The organism is Agarivorans sp. 2_MG-2023 (genome assembly GCF_030548085.1).
In the GTDB taxonomy this organism is placed as follows: domain Bacteria; phylum Pseudomonadota; class Gammaproteobacteria; order Enterobacterales; family Celerinatantimonadaceae; genus Agarivorans.
The window spans coordinates 1-23,608 of record NZ_JAUORQ010000021.1 but is presented as its reverse complement, the minus strand read 5'-3'; the positions used below and the strand labels follow the sequence as shown (position 1 = coordinate 23,608).

Annotated in this window: 18 protein-coding genes; 7 read left to right on the top strand and 11 right to left on the bottom strand. The window is 44.3% G+C overall.

Going from position 1 to position 23,608, the window contains the following annotated elements:
- The first annotated feature begins 190 nt into the window (after positions 1-190).
- Both serA and Q4549_RS20825 read left to right on the top strand, forming a co-directional pair.
- Entirely contained in the window at positions 191-1,420 is a 1,230-nt protein-coding gene (serA, locus tag Q4549_RS20830) for a phosphoglycerate dehydrogenase (RefSeq protein ID WP_137672322.1), read from the top strand.
- Positions 1,421-1,720: 300 nt separating this feature from the next.
- Positions 1,721-3,070, top strand: coding sequence for a hypothetical protein (locus Q4549_RS20825; protein ID WP_303554349.1), 1,350 nt, complete (start codon positions 1,721-1,723; stop codon positions 3,068-3,070).
- Between the two features lie 187 nt (positions 3,071-3,257).
- Here Q4549_RS20825 and Q4549_RS20820 read toward each other — a convergent pair whose 3' ends face one another.
- The 3 genes from Q4549_RS20820 to Q4549_RS20810 all read right to left on the bottom strand — a co-directional run bounded on the left by Q4549_RS20820 (position 3,258) and on the right by Q4549_RS20810 (position 5,372).
- The gene (locus Q4549_RS20820) at positions 3,258-3,548 is read right to left on the bottom strand and encodes a putative quinol monooxygenase (RefSeq protein ID WP_303554348.1); all 291 of its coding nucleotides are present in this window, start codon (positions 3,546-3,548) and stop codon (positions 3,258-3,260) included.
- A gap of 253 nt (positions 3,549-3,801) precedes the next feature.
- Positions 3,802-4,278 carry a thioredoxin family protein gene (locus Q4549_RS20815; RefSeq protein WP_303554346.1) on the bottom strand — a complete coding sequence of 159 codons (477 nt, stop codon included), beginning with the start codon at positions 4,276-4,278 and terminating at the stop codon, positions 3,802-3,804.
- Positions 4,279-4,382: 104 nt separating this feature from the next.
- Complete coding sequence (locus Q4549_RS20810) at positions 4,383-5,372, bottom strand: LacI family DNA-binding transcriptional regulator (RefSeq protein ID WP_303554344.1); 990 nt, start codon at positions 5,370-5,372, stop codon at positions 4,383-4,385.
- Positions 5,373-5,723: 351 nt separating this feature from the next.
- Here Q4549_RS20810 and Q4549_RS20805 point away from each other — a divergent pair, with 351 nt between their 5' ends.
- From Q4549_RS20805 to Q4549_RS20785, 5 genes are read left to right on the top strand one after another with little or no spacing between them, the layout of a single operon-like run.
- Positions 5,724-6,776: a sugar phosphate isomerase/epimerase gene (locus Q4549_RS20805; RefSeq protein WP_303554342.1), complete on the top strand. Its 1,053-nt coding sequence runs from the start codon at positions 5,724-5,726 to the stop codon at positions 6,774-6,776.
- 10 nt (positions 6,777-6,786) lie between these two features.
- Positions 6,787-7,956: a Gfo/Idh/MocA family protein gene (locus tag Q4549_RS20800; RefSeq protein ID WP_303554340.1), complete on the top strand. Its 1,170-nt coding sequence runs from the start codon at positions 6,787-6,789 to the stop codon at positions 7,954-7,956.
- Positions 7,943-9,478 (top strand): sugar ABC transporter ATP-binding protein, encoded by a 1,536-nt coding sequence (locus Q4549_RS20795; protein ID WP_303554338.1) that lies wholly within the window; start codon positions 7,943-7,945, stop codon positions 9,476-9,478. Before Q4549_RS20800 ends, Q4549_RS20795 begins: the two co-directional genes overlap by 14 nt.
- Positions 9,475-10,476: an ABC transporter permease gene (locus Q4549_RS20790; RefSeq protein WP_303554337.1), complete on the top strand. Its 1,002-nt coding sequence runs from the start codon at positions 9,475-9,477 to the stop codon at positions 10,474-10,476. Before Q4549_RS20795 ends, Q4549_RS20790 begins: the two co-directional genes overlap by 4 nt.
- Positions 10,477-10,513: 37 nt before the next feature.
- A complete protein-coding gene (locus Q4549_RS20785) occupies positions 10,514-11,488 on the top strand; it encodes a substrate-binding domain-containing protein (protein ID WP_303513717.1) in 975 nt (324 codons plus the stop codon).
- Between the two features lie 126 nt (positions 11,489-11,614).
- Here Q4549_RS20785 and Q4549_RS20780 read toward each other — a convergent pair whose 3' ends face one another.
- The 8 genes from Q4549_RS20780 to Q4549_RS20745 all read right to left on the bottom strand — a co-directional run.
- On the bottom strand, positions 11,615-12,304 hold the full coding sequence (locus Q4549_RS20780) for an SIMPL domain-containing protein (RefSeq protein ID WP_303554335.1): 690 nt from the start codon (positions 12,302-12,304) through the stop codon (positions 11,615-11,617).
- A gap of 20 nt (positions 12,305-12,324) precedes the next feature.
- Positions 12,325-14,256, bottom strand: coding sequence for an EAL domain-containing protein (locus Q4549_RS20775; protein ID WP_303554333.1), 1,932 nt, complete (start codon positions 14,254-14,256; stop codon positions 12,325-12,327).
- A gap of 9 nt (positions 14,257-14,265) precedes the next feature.
- Entirely contained in the window at positions 14,266-14,937 is a 672-nt protein-coding gene (locus Q4549_RS20770) for a transglutaminase-like cysteine peptidase (protein WP_303513725.1), read from the bottom strand.
- Positions 14,938-14,946: 9 nt separating this feature from the next.
- Complete coding sequence (locus Q4549_RS20765) at positions 14,947-15,549, bottom strand: OmpA family protein (RefSeq protein ID WP_137675324.1); 603 nt, start codon at positions 15,547-15,549, stop codon at positions 14,947-14,949.
- On the bottom strand, positions 15,549-16,844 hold the full coding sequence (locus Q4549_RS20760) for a TolC family outer membrane protein (RefSeq protein WP_303554331.1): 1,296 nt from the start codon (positions 16,842-16,844) through the stop codon (positions 15,549-15,551). The genes Q4549_RS20765 and Q4549_RS20760 overlap by 1 nt, the downstream gene beginning before the upstream one ends.
- A gap of 48 nt (positions 16,845-16,892) precedes the next feature.
- Positions 16,893-18,287, bottom strand: coding sequence for an HlyD family type I secretion periplasmic adaptor subunit (locus Q4549_RS20755; RefSeq protein ID WP_303554329.1), 1,395 nt, complete (start codon positions 18,285-18,287; stop codon positions 16,893-16,895).
- The gene (locus tag Q4549_RS20750; RefSeq protein ID WP_303554327.1) at positions 18,280-20,439 is read right to left on the bottom strand and encodes a type I secretion system permease/ATPase; all 2,160 of its coding nucleotides are present in this window, start codon (positions 20,437-20,439) and stop codon (positions 18,280-18,282) included. Before Q4549_RS20750 ends, Q4549_RS20755 begins: the two co-directional genes overlap by 8 nt.
- 82 nt (positions 20,440-20,521) lie before the next feature.
- Positions 20,522-23,608, bottom strand: a 3,087-nt coding sequence (locus Q4549_RS20745) for a type I secretion C-terminal target domain-containing protein (RefSeq protein ID WP_303557267.1), incomplete at its 5' end; no start/stop codon positions are given.

Genomic DNA, 23,608 nt, shown 5'->3' with positions numbered 1-23,608 from the left:
CACCAAAGAATACTTCGGTAAAACTTCAGATAAACATAATATTTAAGCGATAAAATTCACCAATCACGACTTTAGTAGTGAATTATTCACAATATGAATATATTTTGATGTAATAAAATTACATTCCCTAAGTGCTGCTTTTTTGCTAAATTTAGCCGCTCAGCGGTAACATGGGTATTAGGAAGCAAACATGGCAAAGTATTCGTTAGGCAAGGAAAAAATCAAAGTATTGTTGTTAGAGGGTTTACACCCTAGCTCACTGCAATCTTTCCAATCTGCGGGTTATGAAAATGTAGAAATGATCAAAACCTCGCTAGCAGAAGAAGAACTGATTGAGAAAATCAAAGATGTTCACTTCATTGGTATTCGCTCCCGTACAGACCTAAACGAACGTGTGTTAGCAGCCGCTAACAAACTGGTAGCTATTGGTTGCTTCTGTATTGGTACCAACCAAGTTGATCTTAAAGCAGCTCAACAAAAAGGTGTGCCAGTATTTAACGCCCCTTTCTCTAATACTCGAAGCGTAGCTGAACTCGTATTAGGTGAAATTATATTACTACTGCGCGGCATTCCAGAGAAAAACGCCAAAGCTCACCGCGGTGAGTGGATAAAATCTGCCGACAGCTCATATGAAGCGCGCGGTAAAAAGCTAGGTATTATTGGTTACGGCCACATTGGTACTCAGCTAGGTATTCTGGCAGAAACCTTAGGTATGCAAGTTTACTACTACGACATTGAAAACAAACTGTCGCTAGGTAACGCTACTCAAGTTGCAGACTTAGATCAGTTACTCGCCATGAGCGACGTAGTGAGCCTACACGTACCAGAAACAGCACAAACCAAATACATGTTTGGCGAAGCGCAACTGGCAGCAATGAAGCAAGGTTCTATTCTTATTAATGCCTCTCGCGGCACAGTGGTAGAGATTGACTCATTGGTTTCGGTACTCGAAAGCAAAAAGCTTGCGGGTGCTGCTATTGATGTGTTCCCAACTGAGCCTAAATCAAACAAAGAAGAGTTTGTGTCTGCATTACGCGGCTTTGACAACGTAATTCTTAGCCCACACGTAGGCGGCTCAACCCAAGAAGCGCAAGAAAACATTGGTATTGAGGTAGCCTCTAAACTGGCTAAATACTCTGATAACGGTTCAACCCTATCAGCCGTAAACTTCCCAGAAGTAGCGCTACCAGAGCACACCGGCACCAGCCGTTTGTTACACATCCACCACAACCAACCGGGCGTTCTAACCAAAATCAACTTGGCCTTTGCTGAAGATTCAATCAACATTGCAGCTCAATACCTGCAAACCAACGACAGTATTGGTTACGTAGTGATTGACGTAGAAACAGCTCAAGCCGAGCAAGCAATTAACAAACTTAAAGAGATTGAAGGCACAATTCGCGCCCGAATTCTTCACTAAGTAGTTAATGTTTAAATGAAAAAAGCCAGTCGCTAGACTGGCTGTTTTATAGGCATAAAATTGTATTCGTCGCCTTGTTCAAACAATAGTTTCGAACCCTTTCTACTTTAGTAGAGCCTCAAACCCCTCTTTTTATATTGCTACAATGATCTTGCCTAATAGATAAAAAACGTGTAAATAATGATAAACGGTAAGTAATATAAATGTGAAACGACCATTTATTCAACAAGGAAATTAATAAACATATTAATTACACCTTGTTAGCAATAAATCAATATAAAAATAAATAGAGGGAACTAAGTGAAAATATTCATTGGAAAATGGAGGCTATTAATAGCTTCAGTTATGATACTAAGTGGTTGCGCATCAAACCAATCTCAGAAATTACCAAAAGCCCAACTTTCGCCTGATGTAAAGTATCAAATCCAAGATTTCGATATTGACTTGTCATACAGCCTTAATGTTCCAAACTTCTTAGACGAAGAACACACAGAAACAATTATGGCTGCCATTTTTCAAGACAAACTAAATAAAGCAGGCTTACTGGCGAGCGCGTCTGACCAAAATGTAGCTCCAGTATCAATATACATTGACTACAAAAGAATTTTTGCTGGCGAAGCGACTCCCTTCCCAATGGATACCGTTACGCCACCAAAATTCATATACTCTATAACTTCAGAAGTAGATGGAGAGAAAGTCTCGATATATCAATCTAAAGAACTCATGGTGACTTCATACTCCGGCTTGAGAGACATGCTGAAAGCTGAAAAAAATGTTTCGAGCGATGTGGATTATTCCATCTTCGTTGCGTCCAATGTCGCGAAAAAGTTAATCGACTTAACGCTCGGCGATGATAACTCAGTTTATAACGAAGATATTGAACTTGAATTGACCGCTTACGCTAACTCAGTAATACGAGACTTCAGCAATAAAACCGTTGAACTGAGTGACCACAATTATATTCCTGCCGTTATAACTGATGATTTCGTAGACAGATTAAATAGCAACGATGCAAAGGTTCGTAAAGGCGCATATAAAGACATTCAAAAGCACTGGCTAAACCAACCTGAAATCTTTGATTTAATAGAAAGCAAGTTATTGTCTGCGTACCAGTCAGATCTATCAGAAAAAGAGTTATCAGAAGCAAAATACCAAATGGAGACCTTAGCGCGTTCAGGTTTAATCCGTTACCAAGACACGCTAATAAAGATCTCGAAAGAAGCAAAGCAGGCAAGCTTAAAGAATGCAGCTACAGGAGAGTTAGATACCTTAACATCCAGACATATTCGCGCCAGCGCGATACATCGCCCCCTTCCTAACGGTGTCGAATTAGACTGGAATCAACATCAAATATTTAACATGATTCGCTCAAATGATGCTTACTTGCAAAAGCGTGGGGTTAAAACCGTGTATAAAAAGTACCCTAAAAACCCTATTTTTCTAGATGAACTCAGCTTATCTTTAGACAACTCGGTAAGTAGAAGCAAATATAAATCAAGCTTAAATGCCGATTACCACGCATGGATTTGTCGAGTTCTCGGTCTCTCAGAGAATAAAAAGTATAAAGAAAAACTCGACTACGTAGCCCTGAATGCTAGAGAGAAAAAAGTTAGAAACTTTGCTGAAGAGTACGCTGAAGAGCTAGAGTAAATAAGTTCTGCGATTGTATTAGAAGCTTAGTGTTCAACGTTGAAACGGCTCTAGTCGGTTAAGCAATTAACTAACTAAAAGAGATTGAAGGCACAATTCGCGCCCGTATTCTTCACTAAGTTGTTAATGCTTAAATGAAAAAAGCCAGTCACTAGACTGGCTTTTTTGTATCTGTTCCAAAACAAAACTAAGCGATTTGGGTCATCTCATTTAGTACAAACTCTTCTACTGCGCCTTCGGTGGCTGCCATATACTCAGCTAAATGAGTATTACCCATGTGAGTTTGCCATAGCTCGCGAGAGGTCCAATTCTCGTAAAACATGAAGTGAGCTGGGTTATCATTGTCTTGATGAAGATCGTAATTAATACAGCCTTCTTCTGCGCGAGTTACTTCGATTAGCTTTAACAACTCGGCTTTTACCAAATCAATCTTATCTGCATTTGCTTTAATGTTTGCAACAATTGTTAGTTTAGGCATGGTGAATTCCTCTCAGTGATATGTCGTGCTTTGCTCTAACATAATCAATACTAGCTTTGCTTCGTGAAACGTAAAACAGCCTTAAGTTTGAATTATTATCAATTACTTTTTGATAATTTTTACTCTAGCCTTTTAAGAACATAGTTGTCTCCCAACAACACCACGTAAGTAAAAACCAGCTGTTAGTTTCGCCATTTTATTGAGCAGCCCATACTTGGCACTTGCTCTTTTGGTCCTAGATCTGTTGCGGCGATTAGCCGCATTGCGTTAAGCAGCTCAGGCGTCTAGCCGATGCTTCCCCCATGCGAGCATCATCTAAACGTCCTCGGTATTGCAACTCTCCTCGGTGATTAAAGCCAAAGAAATCAGGCGTACATACCGCCTTGTATTGCTTACCTACCACTTGGTTTTCATCCACCAAATAAGGAAACTCAAAAGCATGTTTTTCGGCAAACAGTTTCATGTTCTCTGGTGAATCTTCAGCGACCGTCCGGTAGTCATTCGACATAACAGCCAGTACATTGATACCTTCACTCATTAGCTGCTTAGTGTCTTCGGCTAAGCGTTCAGCAATTCGTTGAACATAAGGGCAATGATTACAAATAAACATAATCAACAAGCCTTTATCACCTAAGTGCTCACTCAGGGTATAAGCATTTCCGTCAGCATCTTTTAAGCTAAAGTTAGGCGCTTGCCAGCCGAAATCACAGATGGAGGAATCTAATAACATAATTAATCCTTACCACATAAAGCTGTAGTTTACTTGCTTTAAGATAGCAGGTAATGGTTAAGAGAAAGAGCAAAAAGCTTCGTCAGTAAATTCGCTTCAACACGCTATTTTTTCGGCGAAGTACAACTGGCTCGGACTAACAACTGGGTAGGAACAATGGTGTCTTGGTTGGCCTTTCCACCCTGCAGAATCTTCATTAAAGTATTAGCGGCGGTTTTGCCAATATCTTCTTGAGGCTGGCGAATAGTGGTGAGTTCTGGGTTGGTATATTCAGCAAATAGCAGATCATCGAAGCCGACTATTGATAAGTCTTGCGGCACTTTTATGCCCAGCTGTGTAGCGGCTTTCATTGCGCCCAGTGCCATCATATCGTTAAAGCAGAATAATGCGGTCATTGCATAATGCTGATACAGGCGCATAAACGCGCTATAGCCCGACTGAAAACTAAAATCACCATCCTCAAAAGCGGCTTCATCGCTCTCTATATTTACTTGCTGCAGGCCATCCTGATAACCGGCTTTTCGGTCTACACATATTGGGTTTTCCATAGGTCCTGTAATGCAACCTATTCGGCTATGGCCGATATCTAGCAAATAATCTACCGCCCGCTTGGCCGAGCCTCGATTATCAATTCGAACAGTAGGAATCGGAAAACCAGGGAAATACTCACAAGCCATGACCATGGGAATTTCAGTACCTTGACGGATCTCCATAGGTAGCTCAGCGGTAAGCGAAATAATGCCATCGGCTTGTTTACTGCGCACTAAATCCATATAAGCCTTAGCTTGTGCAACGGTATGAATAGAGTCCCCCAGCAGAACCTTATAGCCATTATTTAAAGCCACTTGCTGAATACCACGAACAATACTGGCAAAAAACATGTTGGCAATATCTGGCACAATAACCACTATGGTCTTGGACTCACTACGGCGTAAGTTACGCGCAATAACGTTGGGCGAAAAGCCTGACTCCGCCACCGCTAATTCCACCTTCAAGCGCGTTTTTTCAGACACTTTTTCGGGGTTCATCATCGCACGTGATACCGTTGCGGTAGAGACTCCCGCCAACTTGGCAACATCTTTAATGGTCGGCATAGTGCGTCCTTTCTAGCCACAAAACTTAGCAAAAACTGCTTAAACTCTGCACAAAATGTAACGGATTACATCAATTATTGTAAAGTACTTTATTTTAAATCACTTACAGCCGCCCACCCTCAATCGTTCAAAAAATAAACTTTTACAGCCGTCACATTTTCGCAACATCATCTAGATAAAAGGAAAAATATTGTATAAGTTTTATTCAGCTACTAAATAAATGCCATGCAATGCGGCGAACTAAGCCACTAGCCCAAACTGGGAGCATGGTTTTTTTAAACAACAAAATGTAATCGATTACATTGATGACGATGAACGGCATCACTCTAAACATCGATAAAAGGATTGCTGATGAAAACTCTTCAAGGACCAGCCTTATTCCTCGCCCAATTTGCTAGCGACGAAGCGCCCTTTAATTCACTCGCATCAATATCCGCTTGGGCGGCTAGCGTGGGGTATAAAGGCGTACAAATGCCCTCTTGGGATAAACGCTTATTTGATCTAGAGCGCGCAGCAGAAGATCTTTCTTATTGCCAAGATGTATTAAGCCTACTCAAAAACAATGGCCTTACCCTTACCGAGCTTTCTACTCACCTTCAAGGGCAGCTTGTGGCGGTACACCCAGCTTACGATGAAATGTTCGATGGATTCGCTCCTGAATCAGTAAGAGGTAACCCCAGCCTTCGCCAAGAGTGGGCCGTAAACCAAATGCTACTCGCAGCAAAAGCCTCTAAAAACTTAGGTTTACGCGCACACGCTACTTTCTCGGGTGCATTACTTTGGCCTTACATGTACCCATGGCCACAGCGCCCGCAAGGTTTGGTTGAAACGGGCTTTGCTGAACTGGCTAAGCGCTGGCTACCGATCCTTGATGCCTTTGATGAAGCAGGCGTAGATGTTTGCTACGAGATCCACCCCGGAGAAGATTTACATGACGGCATTAGTTTTGAAATGTTCTTGGAAGCAGTTAAGCAGCATCCGCGTTGCAATATCTTGTATGACCCTAGCCATTTTGTTCTGCAGCAACTGGATTATTTAGACTTTATTGACCGCTACCACCCTCGAATAAAAATGTTCCATGTAAAAGATGCTGAATTTAACCCAACCGGGCAGCAAGGTGTATATGGCGGTTATCAAAGCTGGACGGAACGCGCCGGGCGCTTTCGCTCGCTAGGTGATGGCCAAGTGGACTTTGTTGGTATTTTTTCCAAGTTAGCGCAATACAACTTCGATGGCTGGGCAGTAGTTGAGTGGGAATGCTGCCTCAAACATCCAGAAGCAGGCGCTATAGAAGGTGCCGCCTTTGTCGATCAGCACATCATTGAAGTCACCGACAAAGCCTTCGACGATTTTGCCGACAGTGCCATCGACCAAGCTGCTAACCAACGTATTTTGGGTTTGTAAGGAGAGCATTATGGATAGAATTAAACTAGGAATGGTTGGCGGTGGCAACGGAGCATTTATTGGTGCTATTCACCGAATTGCTGCTCGCTTGGATAACCATTATGAATTAGTTGCAGGGGCTTTGAGTGCTAATCCAGAGCGAGCGGCACAGTCGGCGCTTGATTTTGGCATTGCGAGCGAACGCAGTTACAGTGATTACACAGTGATGGCAAGCGCTGAAGCCGCTCGTAAAGATGGTATTGAGGCGGTAAGTATTGTTACCCCTAATCACTTGCACTTCCCCATTGCTAAGGCATTTTTAGCGGCCGGTATTCATGTAATTTGCGATAAACCCATGACGTGCTCGTTGCATGAAGCCTTAGAGCTGAAAAACCTTGCCAATAACAGCGGCAAGCTATTTGTACTCACCCATAATTACAGCGCCTACCCCATGGTTCGCCAAGCTCAGCACATGGTGAGTGAAGGCATACTCGGTAAGCTGCGCTTAGTACAAGTTGAGTACGCCCAAGACTGGCTTACTACTGCAGCAGAAAATACCGGTAACAAACAAGCCGAATGGCGCACCGATCCAAAACGCTCTGGCCCCGCCGGTTGCTTAGGCGACATTGGCACTCACGCCTTTAACTTAGCCGCGTTTATTAGTGGCTTACAACTTGAACAAGTGAGTGCTGAACTAAGCACCTTTGTTGAAGGACGAGTATTGGACGACAATGTTCAAGCCATGCTGCGCTTTGAACAAGGCGTGCGCGGTATGTTGTGGAGTTCGCAGGTTGCCCCAGGTAATGAAAACGGCTTACGCATTCGAATTTACGGCAGTGATGGCGGCCTTGAATGGTCGCAAGAGCACCCCAACCAATTACTCTACAGCCCGTTTGCTCAACCCAGTCGTATCCTCAGTCGCGCAGGGTACGGTTATCAATCAGAGGCTGAACACCTAGCTCGAACACCAGCAGGTCACCCTGAAGGTTACCTAGAGGGTTTTGCCAACCTTTATACCGAAACAGCTCAAGCTATACGGGCGGCCCGTAATGGTGATTCTCCCACCGAGATTTTAAACAACAGTTTGTTACCTGGAGTGAAACAAGGTGTAGAAGGTTTGCAGTTCATCAACGCGATGATTCATTCCTCACAAAACGATGGCAAGTGGACACCTTTGGAGAATGTGCATGAGCTTGCCTGAACCCATTTTAAGCTTAGAGAAGATCTCTAAAAGCTTTTCCGGCGTGCAAGTGTTGCATGCGATTAGCGTGCAAGTAAACGCCGGAGAAGTGATGGGGATTTTGGGTGAAAACGGCGCGGGAAAATCCACTCTGCTTAAAATCATTTCAGGGATTTACCAACGCAGTAGTGGGCAAGTATTGGTGGCTGGTGAGGCGGTAGAAATCACCAGCCCTAGTGATGCTAAAGCCTTGGGTATTGCAATGATCCCGCAAGAATTTAACTTAATTGCTAGCTTAAGTGTCTTTGAAAACATCTTTTTAGGCCAAGAGCTAAAAGGTCGCCTATTACTCAACAAAAAAGCGATGCGCCAACGCACTCACCAACTGCTGAATTTACTAGAGACCCAGCTATCGCCAGATGCACTAATCGAAGAACTTAGCGTGGCTGAAAAGCAAATGGTGGAGATTGCTAAGGCCCTGGTCAACGAAGCGCGCATTTTGATTATGGATGAGCCCACCACCGTGCTTACCAGCCAAGAAGTGGAAGTGCTGTTTAAGCTTATCGACAAACTAAAAGCGCAGGGTGTCACTATTTTATTCATTTCTCACAAACTAAAAGAAGTGAAACAACTCTGCGACCGTTTGATTATTTTGCGCGATGGTGAGCTGATTTCAGTCGATCAGGTTAGCGAAATCGATGAGCAAGACATGGCGCGAAAAATGGTAGGGCGCGAACTCAACCAAGTGTTTCCCCCTCGCTCACAAGTACAACGTAAAGTCGCCTTAAAGGTAGAAAACTTGGCCGTTAAAAATCTGTTAAGCAACATCAGCTTTGAAGTACGCCAAGGCGAAGTACTGGGGTTTGCAGGGTTAATAGGCAGTGGCCGTACCGAAACCGCCGAAGCCATTATGGGTTTACGCCGCCGCCAAACAGGCGACATTTATGTGCAGCAGCAAGCGGTGCAAATTAACAACATTAAAGATGCAGTAAAACATGGCTTAGCTTATTTAAGTGAAGATCGCCAAGGCTGCGGTTTAACGATGAACTTTAATTTGCCTGAAAACATTAGCCTTATCTCACTAAACAACTACAGCAAAGGCTTTATTAATCACGCTCAAACCCGAGAAAAAGCCCAGCAATATGTTCGAAAGTTCGATATTAAAGCCGCCTCATTGGATACCGAATTGCTCTATTTGAGCGGAGGTAATCAGCAAAAGGTGTACTTGTCTAAATGGATGGACACTCAACCACAAGTACTGATTTTAGATGAGCCTACTCGCGGGGTAGATGTAAACACTAAAAAAGAAATTTACCACTTTGTGCAGAGCATGACCGAGCAAGGTTTAGCGGTAGTGGTTATTTCATCAGATATGGAAGAACTCATTGGGCTCGCTCACCGGGTATTGGTGATGCGCGAAGGTCAGATTCAAGGAGAGTTACATGATCAGGACATCAACGAACAACAAATCATGTTTTTGGCCGCAGGTTTGCAAAGCCAGGCAGCGCCGTTATCTGCGACGCTACAGGAGAACCACCAATGAGTGAGGTAGCCAAAATGGATACTAAATCTAACTCTTCGTCAGCTAGTTGGGTAGCTAGGCTACCTAAATTTACACTCTCTAACTGGGCACCGTTAGTTGCGTTATTGGTATTAGTGGTACTTTCTGCCATGGCCAGTGAGCACTTTCTCATCCCTAGAAACCTTACCAATGTATTACGCCAAGTGTCTTATACCGGCATTATCGCACTAGGGATGACTTTTGTGATTATTGCTGGCGGCATCGATTTATCGGTAGGCTCCATGGTGGCATTAGTGGGCGTATTGGTGATTATGCTGCTCAACTATATGGGCGATGGCTGGATGGCGGTAACCGTATCAATCGCGGCTGCCATGGCCATGGGAGCGGCTTTTGGTGCGGTAAATGGTTTACTTACCACCAAGGGGAAGATTACCGCCTTTGTTGCCACCTTAGCCACCATGTCTATCTTTCGCTCGCTCACCCTATACATCAGTGATGCCGGAGAAATGGTCTCGCAAAACAATCACTACCCAGATATTGGCGGCGGTTACTGGATGGGCATTCCTATTCCGGTGTGGTTGTTTATTGGCTTAGCCTTTGTGGGCCACATCATTTTACGCCATACCGCTTTTGGTCGCCATGTGTGCGCGGTGGGGTCAAACCCAAAAGTTGCCACCTACTCGGCGATTAACGTTAAGCGCGTTTACTTCTTAACTTTTGTGATTGTGGGATTCACCGTGGGTTTGTCTGCGGTAATGCTGTCATCACGTCTTAATTCGGTGAGCCCTGGTGACGCGGGTTTGTTTTACGAACTGGATGCCATTGCCGCGGTAGTTATTGGCGGAACCTCGCTAGCGGGCGGCAAAGGCACACTATGGGGCACCGTTATTGGTGCCATCATCTTAGGCATTATTAACAACATGCTGAACTTAATGGGGGTTTCACCCTATTTACAAGGAACGGTAAAAGGTTTGGTTATTTTGATTGCAGTGTTAATGCAATTCAAACGTGACCGCTAAAACCAAGCCGTAGATAACAAACAAAGGAGAGTAACTCATGCGTTTATTGCAACACATAGGAAAACTACTACTTGCGGCTATGCTAATTGCCTCGCTGGGCATTAATGCGGCGGTAGCCAAAACCTTAAAAGTGGGTGTATCCGTTCCCTCAGCAGATCACGGTTGGACAGCCGGTTTACTTTGGTGGGCTGAAAAAGCTGCCGCAGACTTTAAGAAAAGTGAAGATGATGTTGAGTTCTACGTGGTGGCTGCGAGCTCGGGCTCTAAGCAAGTGGGCGATGTAGAAGATTTAATGATTAAAGGCATTGATGCCTTAGTTATTTTGCCGCACAACCCAGCCACATTGCAAAAAGTGATTGAAGAGGCTTATGGCAGTGGTATTTATACCGTAGTGGTAGACCGCGAGCTTGAAACCCCAGCGCAAAACGTGTTTATTGCCGGCGACAATGCAGGCCTAGGCAGCGTGAGCGGTGAATGGTTAGCCAAGGAAATGGATGGTAAAGGCAAAGTGGTAGTAATTGAAGGCATGTCGATCCCGATTAATAAGCAGCGGGTAGATGCTTTTAACGATGTGATTGCCCAACATAAAGGCATGAGCATACTAGACAGCCAGCCTGCTGATTGGTCAACCCAGAAAGCCTTAGCCGTAATGGAAAACTACTTACAAAAACACCCTGAAATTGATGCGGTTTGGTGCCAAGATGACGACATGTTAAAAGGCGTGATGCAGGCAATTAAAGAGTCAGGCCGAACTGACATTAAAACAGTACTTGGCGGTGCAGGCTCGCAAGACATCATCAAAATGGTGGTAGATGGAAACCCTGTAGTGCGTGCTACCGTGACTTACCCGCCGAGCATGGTGGCCTCTGGCATCGCATTAGCGATTACCGGCGCTCGTCATGAAATGCTAGGTAAGATGTACCATAGTGCGCCATCGCGAGTTATTTTGGCGGCAGAATTGGTGGATACAAATAACGCTAGTGAGTTTGTCGTCGCCGATGCCGCATATTAGTACGCGACTGAGTTAAATTACTTAACGGTCAAGTTAAATTTCACCTACAAAAAAGCGAAATAGACCTAGTCTGTTTCGCTTTTTAATTCCTCACCTCAGTAACTGATTAAGGTAATAGCCCAAATACTACTCTTCAGTCAATAACTCAAAGCTCACATCAACACTGTCGTTATACGTTAACTGCGCCGCTTGATAAGAACTTGCACCAGCATCTGCCGCGGCCATGCTAACCCGTTCAATCTTCATTAATGGAATAGCAGACTGATTACGGTAGTTAATCTCAACCACAGGGCCTAGTTGGCCATTATAACCATCGGCTAACTGTTTAGCTTTAGCGTAAGAGTCGGCAATAGCCATTGAACGCACTTGTTGCTTGTGTTGATCTTCTTGCGAGCTTTTATACTGCAAGTTACGTACTTCATTCACGCCACTCAACATGGCTGCATCGAGTACTTGAGTAAGCCCGTCTAAATTAGCGAGTTCAACAATAATGCTACGCTGTGCGCGATAACCTACAAATACCCGCTCACGATCTTGGTATTTATATTCCGCTTGAATTTGCAGTTGGCTGGCTTCAAAGCGGTCAGAGTCGGTTAACAAACCGGCTAAGTTAGATTGAGTCACTTTTACTACTTGATCAACTTGTTGCTTAGCGTCACTAGCTGATTTCGCTAAACTGCTTGCATGTAGGTCTAATTGAACTTGGTCTGCAATAACCACCAGTTTCGCCTCGCCGCTGGTATGTAACAAAGCCGCAAATGCGGGCATGGCAGTCACGCTACAAGCCAATAACACCGGTAATAAAATCTTCTTCATCTCTACCCCTTTAAACTTCACTATTCAGCCAATTTAAAACGCTGAGGAGGTGCAACATAACCCTGATAGGCATCCACTGGCAAGGCCGATAACAATTCTACCTGCTGCTGGTTCTCTACTCGTTGCGCCACCGTTACAATTTGTAAGTTCCTTGCCGCCCGGCAAATGGCACTAAGGAAATGAGTATCACCCTCTTCTGCCAGCGCTTGAGCGGTATACCCATAATCAATTTTCACGTAATTAGGTTTTACCCTGCTTAAATAGCTTAATGAGTTTAAATTACGCCCGTATTGATCAATCCCAATCTGGAAGCCTAACGCTCGCAACAAGCCTAAAGTTTTTTCCAACTCTGCATTTTCTTGGAGAAAAGCCGTTTCCGGGATCTCAAAGGCCATTCTGTGAGCGACTGATTTAAACTGCACTGCAGCATCACCCAACCAAGTTAAAAAACTTTGCTCACTAATGGCAGACAATGTTAGGTTAATGGCTAAACTCAAATCCGCATGTTTGCTCAGCGCACTAGCGGCTTGCTCAACCACCATTTGGTCAAACTTGGCACCTAACCTAAACTGCTCAACAGCAGGCATAAATTGCCCTGCCGCATAGTGCTGAGCGTCTACTTCAATTGTTGTAAATAGCTCATGGTGCAATACTTTATCGCTATGGATAAAATTCACAATCTGGGTTTTGTAAGCCAAGCTCTGGCGGCTAATGGTGGTTTCTAACAACTGCTTCCATTGGCTGCGTGGAATATGCGTATGTTCCACATCCGCTAAACTAAAGAACCCCTCTCGCAGCTCCCGTGCGACATGCAAAGCAGTATCAGCAGCAGTCAGTAGTTCGCCAATGTTTTCGTCTTTTTGGCGCAATACCAAGCCAATCACTAACGGCCGTGGCATGTATTGTTTCCACGTTGCTAAGCGCTCTAAGATGTCTTGGTGAACTTGCTGTGCTAAGTCCAGCAACTGTTGCTGATCAAATCCCTCGGCTAATACCGCAAACTCAAGATTACTGATACGCGCAAACACTAACTGTTGCTGCTGTTGGGTATAGGCAGTAAACAGCTCGCCAACTGAATGAATAAATTCGTCGCGGGCGCTAAACCCTTCTTTTACATGAATCGCTTCAATAATGTCTAAAGATATTAAGGCTAAGCCACCCACCCCAGATTCTGCCAACCATGACTTACTTTGATTAATAAAATAGGCGCGGTTCCCTAAACCAGATACCGAATCTTGAAAAGCTTGTTCGCGTAATGCGTTGGCTTCTTTAACTTGGCTTTCAAACTGCTGAGCGATGTTGTCAGACATATGATTAATCGCCCCCACAACACTGCGCAGCTCTAGGGTATGCGGCAGTGGAATAGTTTGGCCAAACTCGCGTTGCTCAATTAACTTAGCTTGCTGCTGGATTTGCTCTAGTGGCTTAAGTACGTATCGTAGCGCCCGCATTAACATAAGCACCGTGGCTAAGTAGCCCACTACAAATAACTTGGCGAGATCTACCATGGCATTCCATAGCTGCAAATAAGCAAAGCCAGAATGCCCCACCACGGTTAGCTCGCCTAACTGCATCCACCCGCTGGTAAGCACTTGCTGTTGAGAGCTAGGCTGGAATAGTTCAAAGGAAGTAAACCACTCTGGTACACCTTCAATAGCGCTGCTGTTTTGGCGATCAATCACGCTTTCGTCGGCAAATAGCGTCAAGCTAATTTGTTGGTAATAACCACTATCGAACATGGCATTGATTACCGACTCAGCCCCTACTACATCACCATCTTCCAAATAAGGGCTTAAAGATAAACCCAAAGAGGTGCTGGTATTGTTTACATCCGATAATTGCTGCTCAGACAAATAGCTACGGGTATTGCCAATTTCAATACTGAACACTACGGCTAACAAACCTCCGTAGATAAGCAGTACTACAATCAACAATTGTCGATATAAGGTCATAGTGTTCCCCTAAGCATCAAAATTCTTTATCGGTTTTTTAAGTTTATTCAGTCGCCAGCGCTGCTGTAAATCAGTCCACAATTTCAAACGACTCGATTTACCCGCCAGCTGGCCGCGGCCTTTTTCTTTCATCAACCAAAGATGCTGACCATTAAAGCTGTAAATAGGCACAAGGTCATCACGCTGAGTCGCGGGTAAAATAGTTGGGTTGATATTATCGAGAATAATCGGCACAGATGAAGGCGTTTGATAATAAGCTACCACCATATGAAATTGGTTGTAGGTAAGTGATTTGACATAAACTAGGCGCATTTTCTCATCACTTACGCCTAGCTCAATCAGTGAGAAATATTTGGCAATACTGAAGTCGTCACAGTCACCGGCTGCTGCGCCCAAAAACTCTACAGGTGTCGCCCAATAGTCTTTTTGGCCCCAAACATCGATATCGTCGACAAACTGCATTTGATTGAAGAAGTCATTCACGGTGTGCAGCTGTTCTGTTTCCGATAGCGCATGGCCGTCGCTAATCACCTGTCGCCAGGCTCTTACGCGTTGCTCGGCTTTGTCACCATAGAAAGAGCGAACAGTTGCGGCGAGTTCTTCTAGCTGATAACCGGTGGCAAGAATGAGTACTGGCCAAAGCAGTACTAGCATCCACCACCGAGCTAGAAGACGCCGCATCTAGAGTCTCTACTGTTTTAAATGAGGAGTGTAGATAGACCAACGAGGAACAACTTTGCGGTACTCTTCTTGAACAAAGATTCTCGCTCTACGATTAGCTGCCTCAGACTGCTCAGAATCTCCCGCTACTAGCAGCTCTTCTTCGCCAATGGCTTCTAGCTCTATGCGCTCAGCTGGCACCGCATAATCAGTAATCAATTGCTGACGAACACTCGCCGCTCGACGCTTAGAAAGTTTCAAGTTGTAAGATTTACTACCACTGGCACTGGCGTAGCCTTCAACGCTGATTTTAACCTCAGGGTATTTTTGCATGAAGTCAGCCACTTGTTGCAACTGAGGCTCAAATTCACCAGTAAGTTTACTGGAATCGTGGCCAAAAAAGACCATTAATTCGTAACCGTCATCAATGCTTTGAAATTCAGAACAGCCGTCGTTATCTACTGCGGCTCCTTCTTCAGTATCAGGGCAAAGGTCTCGTTCATTAATCACGCCGTCGCTGTCTTGATCTTGACGGTCATAGTTGGCGGTTTCAGCCTTATAAGTTTCGGCAGATTGACTACACGCAGTTAGGGCTAAAATAGCGGCTGCGACAATTAAGCTTTTGTTGTTCATTAAAAGTTCCAGTCCTCAGGTCGGTTAACACGTAATGCTTCAAGCAGTAGGCCGGTAGCATTTAGTAAGCGGTATTTAGCACGCAGCTCATCGATATCTGCGCCAATAAATTCGTTTTGAGCTTCGAAAAGTTCGTTTTCGGTATTCAGTACATCAAGCAAGCTACGCTTACCTAAATTGAATTGTTTTTTGTAGGCCTCAACCGTTTGAAAGCTCGCTTCTACGTGTTGTTGTAGAAACGATTTCTGGCGCACTAATACATCCCATGCGTTCCAGGCTAAACGAGTGCCTTCGGTGACTTGTCGGTGGGCGTCATCTCCCACGGCCTTGGCGCGATTTACATCATAAGCACTGCGGCGAATTTCGGCAGCATCACTACCACCATTGAATAAGTTGTAACGCAAACGCAGCATGGCTGCTAATTCGTAATCTTTGGTATCATCAAAACCGTTTTGGTTTCGGTCCCAATTGCCATCTAGTTCTACTGCAATCTCAGGGTAGTTGCTGGCTTTGGCTACGGTGTTTTGGGCGTTGGCTGCGGCAACATCAAACTGAGCAGCTTTTAGGGTAGGATGAACATCTAATGCTGCGGCCAAAGCGGCATCTAAATCAGCGGGTAATAAGGCAATATCAGCACCGGGTAGCACCAAATCATTAGGTAAGGTATTTACCACTCGTAAAAACTGAGTTTGTGCATCAAGCAGGTTATTTTTAGCCGATAAAGCGTTAGTTGTCGCCCGCGCTACCCTGCCGTTTACTTGGGTTAAATCGGCACTAGAACCCACTCCTGAATCGGTGCGTTTTTTAATGTCTTTTTGAATGGCTAAGTGAGTTTGCAGATTACTATCTGCGAGTTCTAACAGTTGTTCTTGCTTTACGACTTCTAGGTAAACATCAACGACCCGCAGCGCTATATTTTCAGCGTCGTTATATAGTAGCCACTGATCGGCTCGCGCTTCATTTTCAGTACGCGATACTTCACCTGTTGTTGAAAAGCCACTAAACAAGAGCTGACGAATACTTACCCCAACCTCGGTTGGGTTGGCACTGTTCACCCCAAAGTTTTCGGTTTCACTCTGGCCCCAGCCCGCTCCAGCAGTTAAATCTACGGTTGGGTAGTAGCCACCTTTCGCCCCTTGGTATTGCTCGGTACTGGCTTTAAACTGGTTAAAAGAAGATTGTAACTGAGGGTGCTCAGTTAATACTTTAGCCACCGCCTGCTCAAGAGACTGAGCACAAGCAAGGTTAGAGCCCATTAACAGACCTGATGCTAAGGTCAAGCTCAGCTTATTCATTAACACTCCTTGTCATTTGCTAAGCAACGGCTTAGCAAATACACATTCTTATCGTTCGCGTAGCGCAGATTGTTGCGCTTTAATTATTGGTTTTAATAGATAATCTAAAATACTTTTCTTACCCGTAATGATATCCACACTTGATAGCATTCCTGGAATAATCGGCAATGGTGTATCGTCTGTACCGAGATAATTCTTGTCGGTTCTCACTCTCACCAAATAATAACTATTGCCTTCTTCATCTAAAATAGTGTCTGCACTAATATGTTCTAGCCGCCCGTCTAAGCCACCATAGATGGAAAAGTCGTAAGCACTGAATTTAACAACAGTTTTAAGCCCCGGGCGAAGAAATGCAATATCTTTCGGCTGAATTTTCGCTTCCACCAATAACTTATCTTCAATTGGTACGATTTCCATGATGCTCATGCCCGGCTGAACCACACCACCAACGGTATTAATGTAAATCTTTTTAACCGTGCCTTTAACCGGCGAAACTACCGAGGTTCTGTCTACCCTATCACGCAAGCCCACTTGCCCTTCGCTCAGTGGTTGTAGCTCAGCTTCAATTTGATTCAGCTCTCGCCGCGCTTCGCTTAAAAACGCTAACGCAATATCACGGCGCTTATATATTGTTTCGGCAATCGCGCTGCGAATTTTAGGTTCAAGTAACTTGCTGCTTTGTAACTCACCCTTTAAATCGTTCGCTTGTCGGCGCAATTTAAGAATTTCTACTTGTGAAACAATGCCTTCTTCCGCCAAGGGTTTGGTAATTTTTAGTTCTTCTAATACTAAATTGTAACTTTGATTTACGTGCAAGATTTTGGACTTTAGCTCCACTATCTCTTGTTGTTTCTGATCGATTTGCCCTGCAGTAATAGAAAGCTGATTTTGCAAGGCTCGTAAGCGAGCGGTTTTTTGTAGTTGCTGGCCGGTCACTTCCGATGGGTATTTCAACTTAAACTCATCGTTAAACTCGATTTCTACATCGGTAACTTTTACCTGTTCTTGCCATTGCTCGAACGCCAAATTAGGGTCTAACTGAATACTGGCAATTTCACTTCTTAAGCGAGCAACATCACCTTCTAGGTTTATCACTCTTTGCTCTTGCTCGCGAAAGTCTGAGCGAAAACGAGTATCGTCGATAAGCAATAAGGGCTGAGAAGGTTCTACTTGCTCGCCTTCCCTAACCAAAATTTGTTTAAGGATACCGCCTTCCAAGTTTTGAATTGTTTGAATCTGTTGAGATGGGATCACCTTGCCATTGCCAATAGTGACTTCATCTACCTGAGCCCAATGCGCCCAAGATATTGCGCTCACTAGTAAGACAAAAATAAGCCACAACAAGCGACGCGAGCGACGCGGTGTTTTCATCAACATTGCGGCGTTAATGTCGTCAACAAACTTAAGCTCTGCCTCAGAAATATCAGGCCTTTGCTTACTCATTGGGAGACCTCACTTTGCCGCTGCGTAATAGCTCTAATACTTCCGCTTTAGAACCATTGGCCACCACCGCTCCTCTATCTAGTACAATGATGCGGTCTACTAGATCTAACATCGACATCTTGTGAGTGATTAAAATAAAAGTTTTGTCCTCTGCTACTTGCTTTAATCGAGATTTAACTAAGTTCTCAGAGAACGCGTCCATACTGCTTGTTGGTTCGTCTAACACTAATACTGGCGGGTTAAACAACAAAGCGCGGGCTAATGCGACCGCTTGGCGTTGTCCACCAGAGAGATACTGACCTCGCTCGCCTACTTGTCTGTCTAAACCCTCGGGATCAACGTCAGTGAACTGCGTCACTCCGGCAAGCTCTGCGGCACGGAAGATTAGCTCATCTTCAATGTGCGGCACCCCGAGCGTAATGTTGTCTCGAATAGAACCATAAAATAAATTTATGTCTTGCGGCAAACAGCCGATTTTTTGGCGAACATCCGCCGGGCTAATTTGCTTTAAATCGACACCATCGAGGCGAATGGCACCTTGTTGGGGTATATAGAAACCGAGTAATAGTTTTTCTAAGCTGGTTTTTCCCGCGCCAATTTTACCAATAATGGCTACTTTATCTTTGGCTTTAATTGAGAAGCTCACTTGCTTCAAAACTTGCTGCTCACTGCCAGGATAAGTAAAACTCACATCGCTAAAACTAATCGCACCATCAAAATGAGAGCGATGCATATAGCGCTCTAAATTCTCATCAGGCAGCTTCATAATATCTTCAAGGTTTTCTAGAGCCGATTGCGCTTGGTTATATCTTGTAGCCAATAGCGACACCTGAGAAAAAGGCACTAACGCTCGCCCAGTTAACATAACTGCGGCAACTAAGCCTCCCATCGAGAGATTACCTTGAGAGATTTGGAATACCCCCACCACTACCAGCAATACAGTAGTACTTTGAGAGACAAAGGCATTCACATTACCTACCGAGGTAGCAAGCTTTCTAATAGCCATATTCCAAGTAGCAATGTTACCAACGAGCTCTTCCCACTTATGTTGAAACTGGCTTTCGGCTCCTGCCAATTTAAGGGATTCGATACCATTTAAACTCTCAATTAAGTGAGCATTTTTTTGGCTAGCAAACCGGCTGCCTAACTCAACTTCTTGATGCATTTTGCGTTTAATGTAAAACGAATAAAGCAGCATTAATACTGCAGCCCCTGCTGGCACTAATGCCAAGGGGCCAGCCACCAAGGCGATGACTAACAAGAACAGCAATGAGAACGGTACATCAACCAAGGCAGCAACCGTAGAAGAAGTAATAAACTCTCGAATAGAATCAAATTCTTGCACGTTTTTAGCAAAAGCTCCCACCGATGGCGGCCTTACTTCTGCCTTAATATTTAACAGTTTTTCAAAGATTCGAGCAGACAACAAAATGTCCGATTTTTTAGCCGCTAAATCCAGCGTATAAGCGCGCATTTGCTTTAAGGCAAAATCAAACACCAATACCAAAGCCATACCTGCGGTAAGCACCCACAAAGTATCAATGGCTGAGTTTGGCACGACTCTGTCGTAGACGTTCATAACAAACAGCGGTGAAGCTATCGCAAACAAGTTAAGGAATAACGATGCCACCAAGGCATCCCGATAAATGGGCGCAGAACGACGTAGAGTATTCCAAAACCAATGGCCCTGCTTGTTGCTCAGGGATTCCGGCGAGCGAGCGTCAAAACGGTAGCGTTTGCGCACATAGCAGCAAAAACCCGTGTAGTCTGGGGCGATTTTGTCTAGAGAGATGGTTTCATGGCTATCTGGAAGTTCTGGCCAAGCTACCTCAACAGAATCAGAAGTACGTGAAACGAGAACACACGAACGACCATCTTTTAACAATAAGATACAGGGTAAGAGTAATTCAGGAATTTTGCCGATAGGCTTTTTTACAAGGGATGCATCCATGCCTGCTCGCAAAGCAGCACGCGGCAATAAAGCCGGTGTGAGCAGCCCTTCTTCCAAAGGTAATCCCGCTGACAACGCTCGAGCAGAAAAAGGCTTACCATAAAACTTGGACAAAAATACCAAACTGTTCAGTAAGGGATCAATGCGTTCTGCGGTTACATCTAAATCACGATATTGCTGCTGTGGTTTTGCGTCCTGCACCTAGCATCCTTTCCTAAATATAAAACATCAAGAGTAAGCCTTAGCTTACTCTTGAAAATGGGTTTTCCCAAACGTAAACGGCTTAGTTGTCTACATTAAGCTGCTGATCTTCAATCAATTGAGTTAGAATATCATTATCACTCATACCACTGAAATCGACATCTTTAAGGGTGATGGTTTGATGAACACTCTCGCCATTAGCTCCACCATCTTTATCAATTGATATGATTGTTTCAACAGCGCCACCATTGCTTATGGTTTCAAATGACAAATAAGACTCTAAACTCGCTTCGGTTTCGCCTTGTAATAAATCACTCAAGTTAAGTACATCAGCATCACCGTCACCTTTTAAGGTAAAGTCGTTAATAGTGTCATTGGTGGTGCCTTGATCGTCACCGTCAAGCCAAGCAAACATATCACTATCATCACCACCAATTAATACGTCGTTACCTTGGCCACCAATTAATAAATCAGCGCCTTCGCCACCCTCAAGTTGATCGTCGCCAGCATAGCCTACCAAAGCATCATCACCCGCTTCACCAGTAATGGTATTGGCAGATTCATTACCCACCAACACCTCATCACCATCTCCGCCATCAACAGAGTTACCATGAACACCAATAAGCTCTGCAGTTGTGCTATCAACCTCGCCGTCACCAATAATGCTATATTCAAATTGCTCATGAACATCGCTATCAGCGCCTTTTTGATAGACAGCATTACGCGCGTCAATACTTAAATGAAGTTGATAAAAACCGCTATCGGTATCCGAATCAGCAACAACCTGAATGTAGTAGTCGCCCTCTACTGTAGCGGTAAAGCTACCACGAGGACCTTGCCAATCTTCTTGAAACTTAGTGGTACCATTATCGGTTCCTAAAAGGTTGCCATTTGCATCATAAATAAACGCGTCCACCTTAACTCGCTCAGTACCTGAAATTGTGGCCATGTTTGCCCACAAAGTTTCCCCTTCTGCAAGAGTCACTTTAATCCAATCTTCATCAGCTGAGGTAAGTGGATCGCTATCGTTGACTAACTCACTTTGATAAGTGTAAGAATACCCACCACTAACAATCTGCGGGATATTACCGTCATTAAGACTAAACAAGGACCGGTCACTCAAATCGACTGTATTATGACCATTGAAATCAACAAAGCTAACGTCGGCTTCAGTACCAATTATCGATAAAGCCTCAGTTTCGAAGTTACTATCGTGGATACCAAGACCTACCCCGTCATTTGAGTCAAACAGGATTTCATCACCGGCTGTCACTGCCCCCCCCACAGCCGTTCCAACTTTATCTAAAGAAATCCCCGCACCACTATCGTTCCAGAGCAAGGCTAAACTTGGTACGCTAATTGTGCTACTACCATCTTGGTTTGTAATAATAACATCACGATTAGCATCAACCACCGATTCAAAAACAGTATTTATTTCAATATTTACCGAATGAGAATCACCATCAAAATCGGTAACTGCTACGGTAAAGTTTTCTTGCTGTCCCCAGCCATCACCTCCAACATCCAACTCATAAGAATAGGCTCCAGTGGAGAAATCAAGCAGTAACAAACCACCTAAGGCAGTTGATACGCTAATGGTTTTAGGCTGCTCAGGGTCGGCATCAGGATCATAATTGTAGGTTGTACCGTCAATAGTGATGGCACTAACATAACCGTCATCAGCCCCGACCATAAACCCATCAGTAGAAGCTGTTTCCAATAAGCCTAAAGAGGCGTCTACTTCAGCCTCTAGGTAGCTTTCTACAAGTGTAGTAGAGAGATCATTTACATTATCAACGATAAAGGCAAACTCATCATTTGAAGAATCCGATGCCACGTCTTTGAGCACGTCCAAATCAGCTTGGCCGATACCAATTCCATAACTGGTATCGATATTGTTTGCAACAAACGAGTCCCAAGCTTGCAAGCCGTTTTCACCATTATAATCAGCTACATCTTCTAAACGGTGACCAAAGTTTGGTTCACCATCTGAAATAAAGTACAACAGAGTATTGTCAGCATCAGGTTGCATATCTACTCCGCTACTGGCTATCACTTCATTAAGAGCAGCGTCATAATGTGTGCCTCCGCCCGAACTTAAGTCTTCAAGGAATGCTAATGCCTCCGCGACGTTGTCACTTATCCAGCCACTGCTTATAACCGAGTCTGAAAAGCCAACTATTTGCACATTTACGTTGCCAGCGGCATCAGCTTGCTCGATTAAGTTAGACAAGGCGTCTACTGCTATTTGCAAATAATCGAGACCATCTCCATGTTCACCGTTAGTCATACTCGCTGATGTATCTAATACCAATACTAAATTGGTGGTAACCAGTAGCGGACTAGACTCCAAGCTATGCGAAACATTACTACCCACCGGAGCATCATCAACGATACTAACTTCTAACTTAGCTTGAGTAGCGAAGCCCTCTGCGGGATTACTCACAACATAATCGAAGCTTTCGGTGACGCTATCACCTTTAAGACTTGACGAGTTCAATTGGTACTCGTAATCGCCTTTGGAAAAGCCGTTGTAGTCTTCGGTATAAACCGTTAGCGAGCCTTGTTCAGTATCAACGCTAATCACACCATTTACGTCAGCAGTGTTCACTCCACCATCATAACCGATACTAGAAATGTCTAAGCCATCAACCACCCCACCATCATTACTGAGCAAGTTACCCGTTGTTAGCGTAGCAGCTACGCCCGCGTCCGAACCAGTATCTAAACCAGCTTCAAATACTTGCGCTGAATCATTAACGAGATCAACGACATTTCCAGATACACTAGCTGAACTTTCAGCGCCAAATTCGTCCTGTAAAACATAAGTAAAATCAACTGAGCCATTACCATCTGCATTAGCGGTAAAACTAATTACTCCTGCCGCTGTCACGTTAACAACGCCATTAGCTACAGCAATATCTTGCGCAATTCCAGGGGTAAGTTCTGTGCCGTTAATTGATTTAATGCTTATCGCATCACCTTCCAGATCTCTATCGTTAGCCAACAAATCTAACTGGACAGATTCAGAAGGCGCTACATTTGAGAAATCATCGTCTTGAGCATCTGGCGTGTCATTATCTGGTCTTAAATCTAAGCTGGCACTACCGTCTACCGTTTGCGGGTCACTAGCGCCATTAGTACTGCCATTGTCGGTGATGTCGTAGCT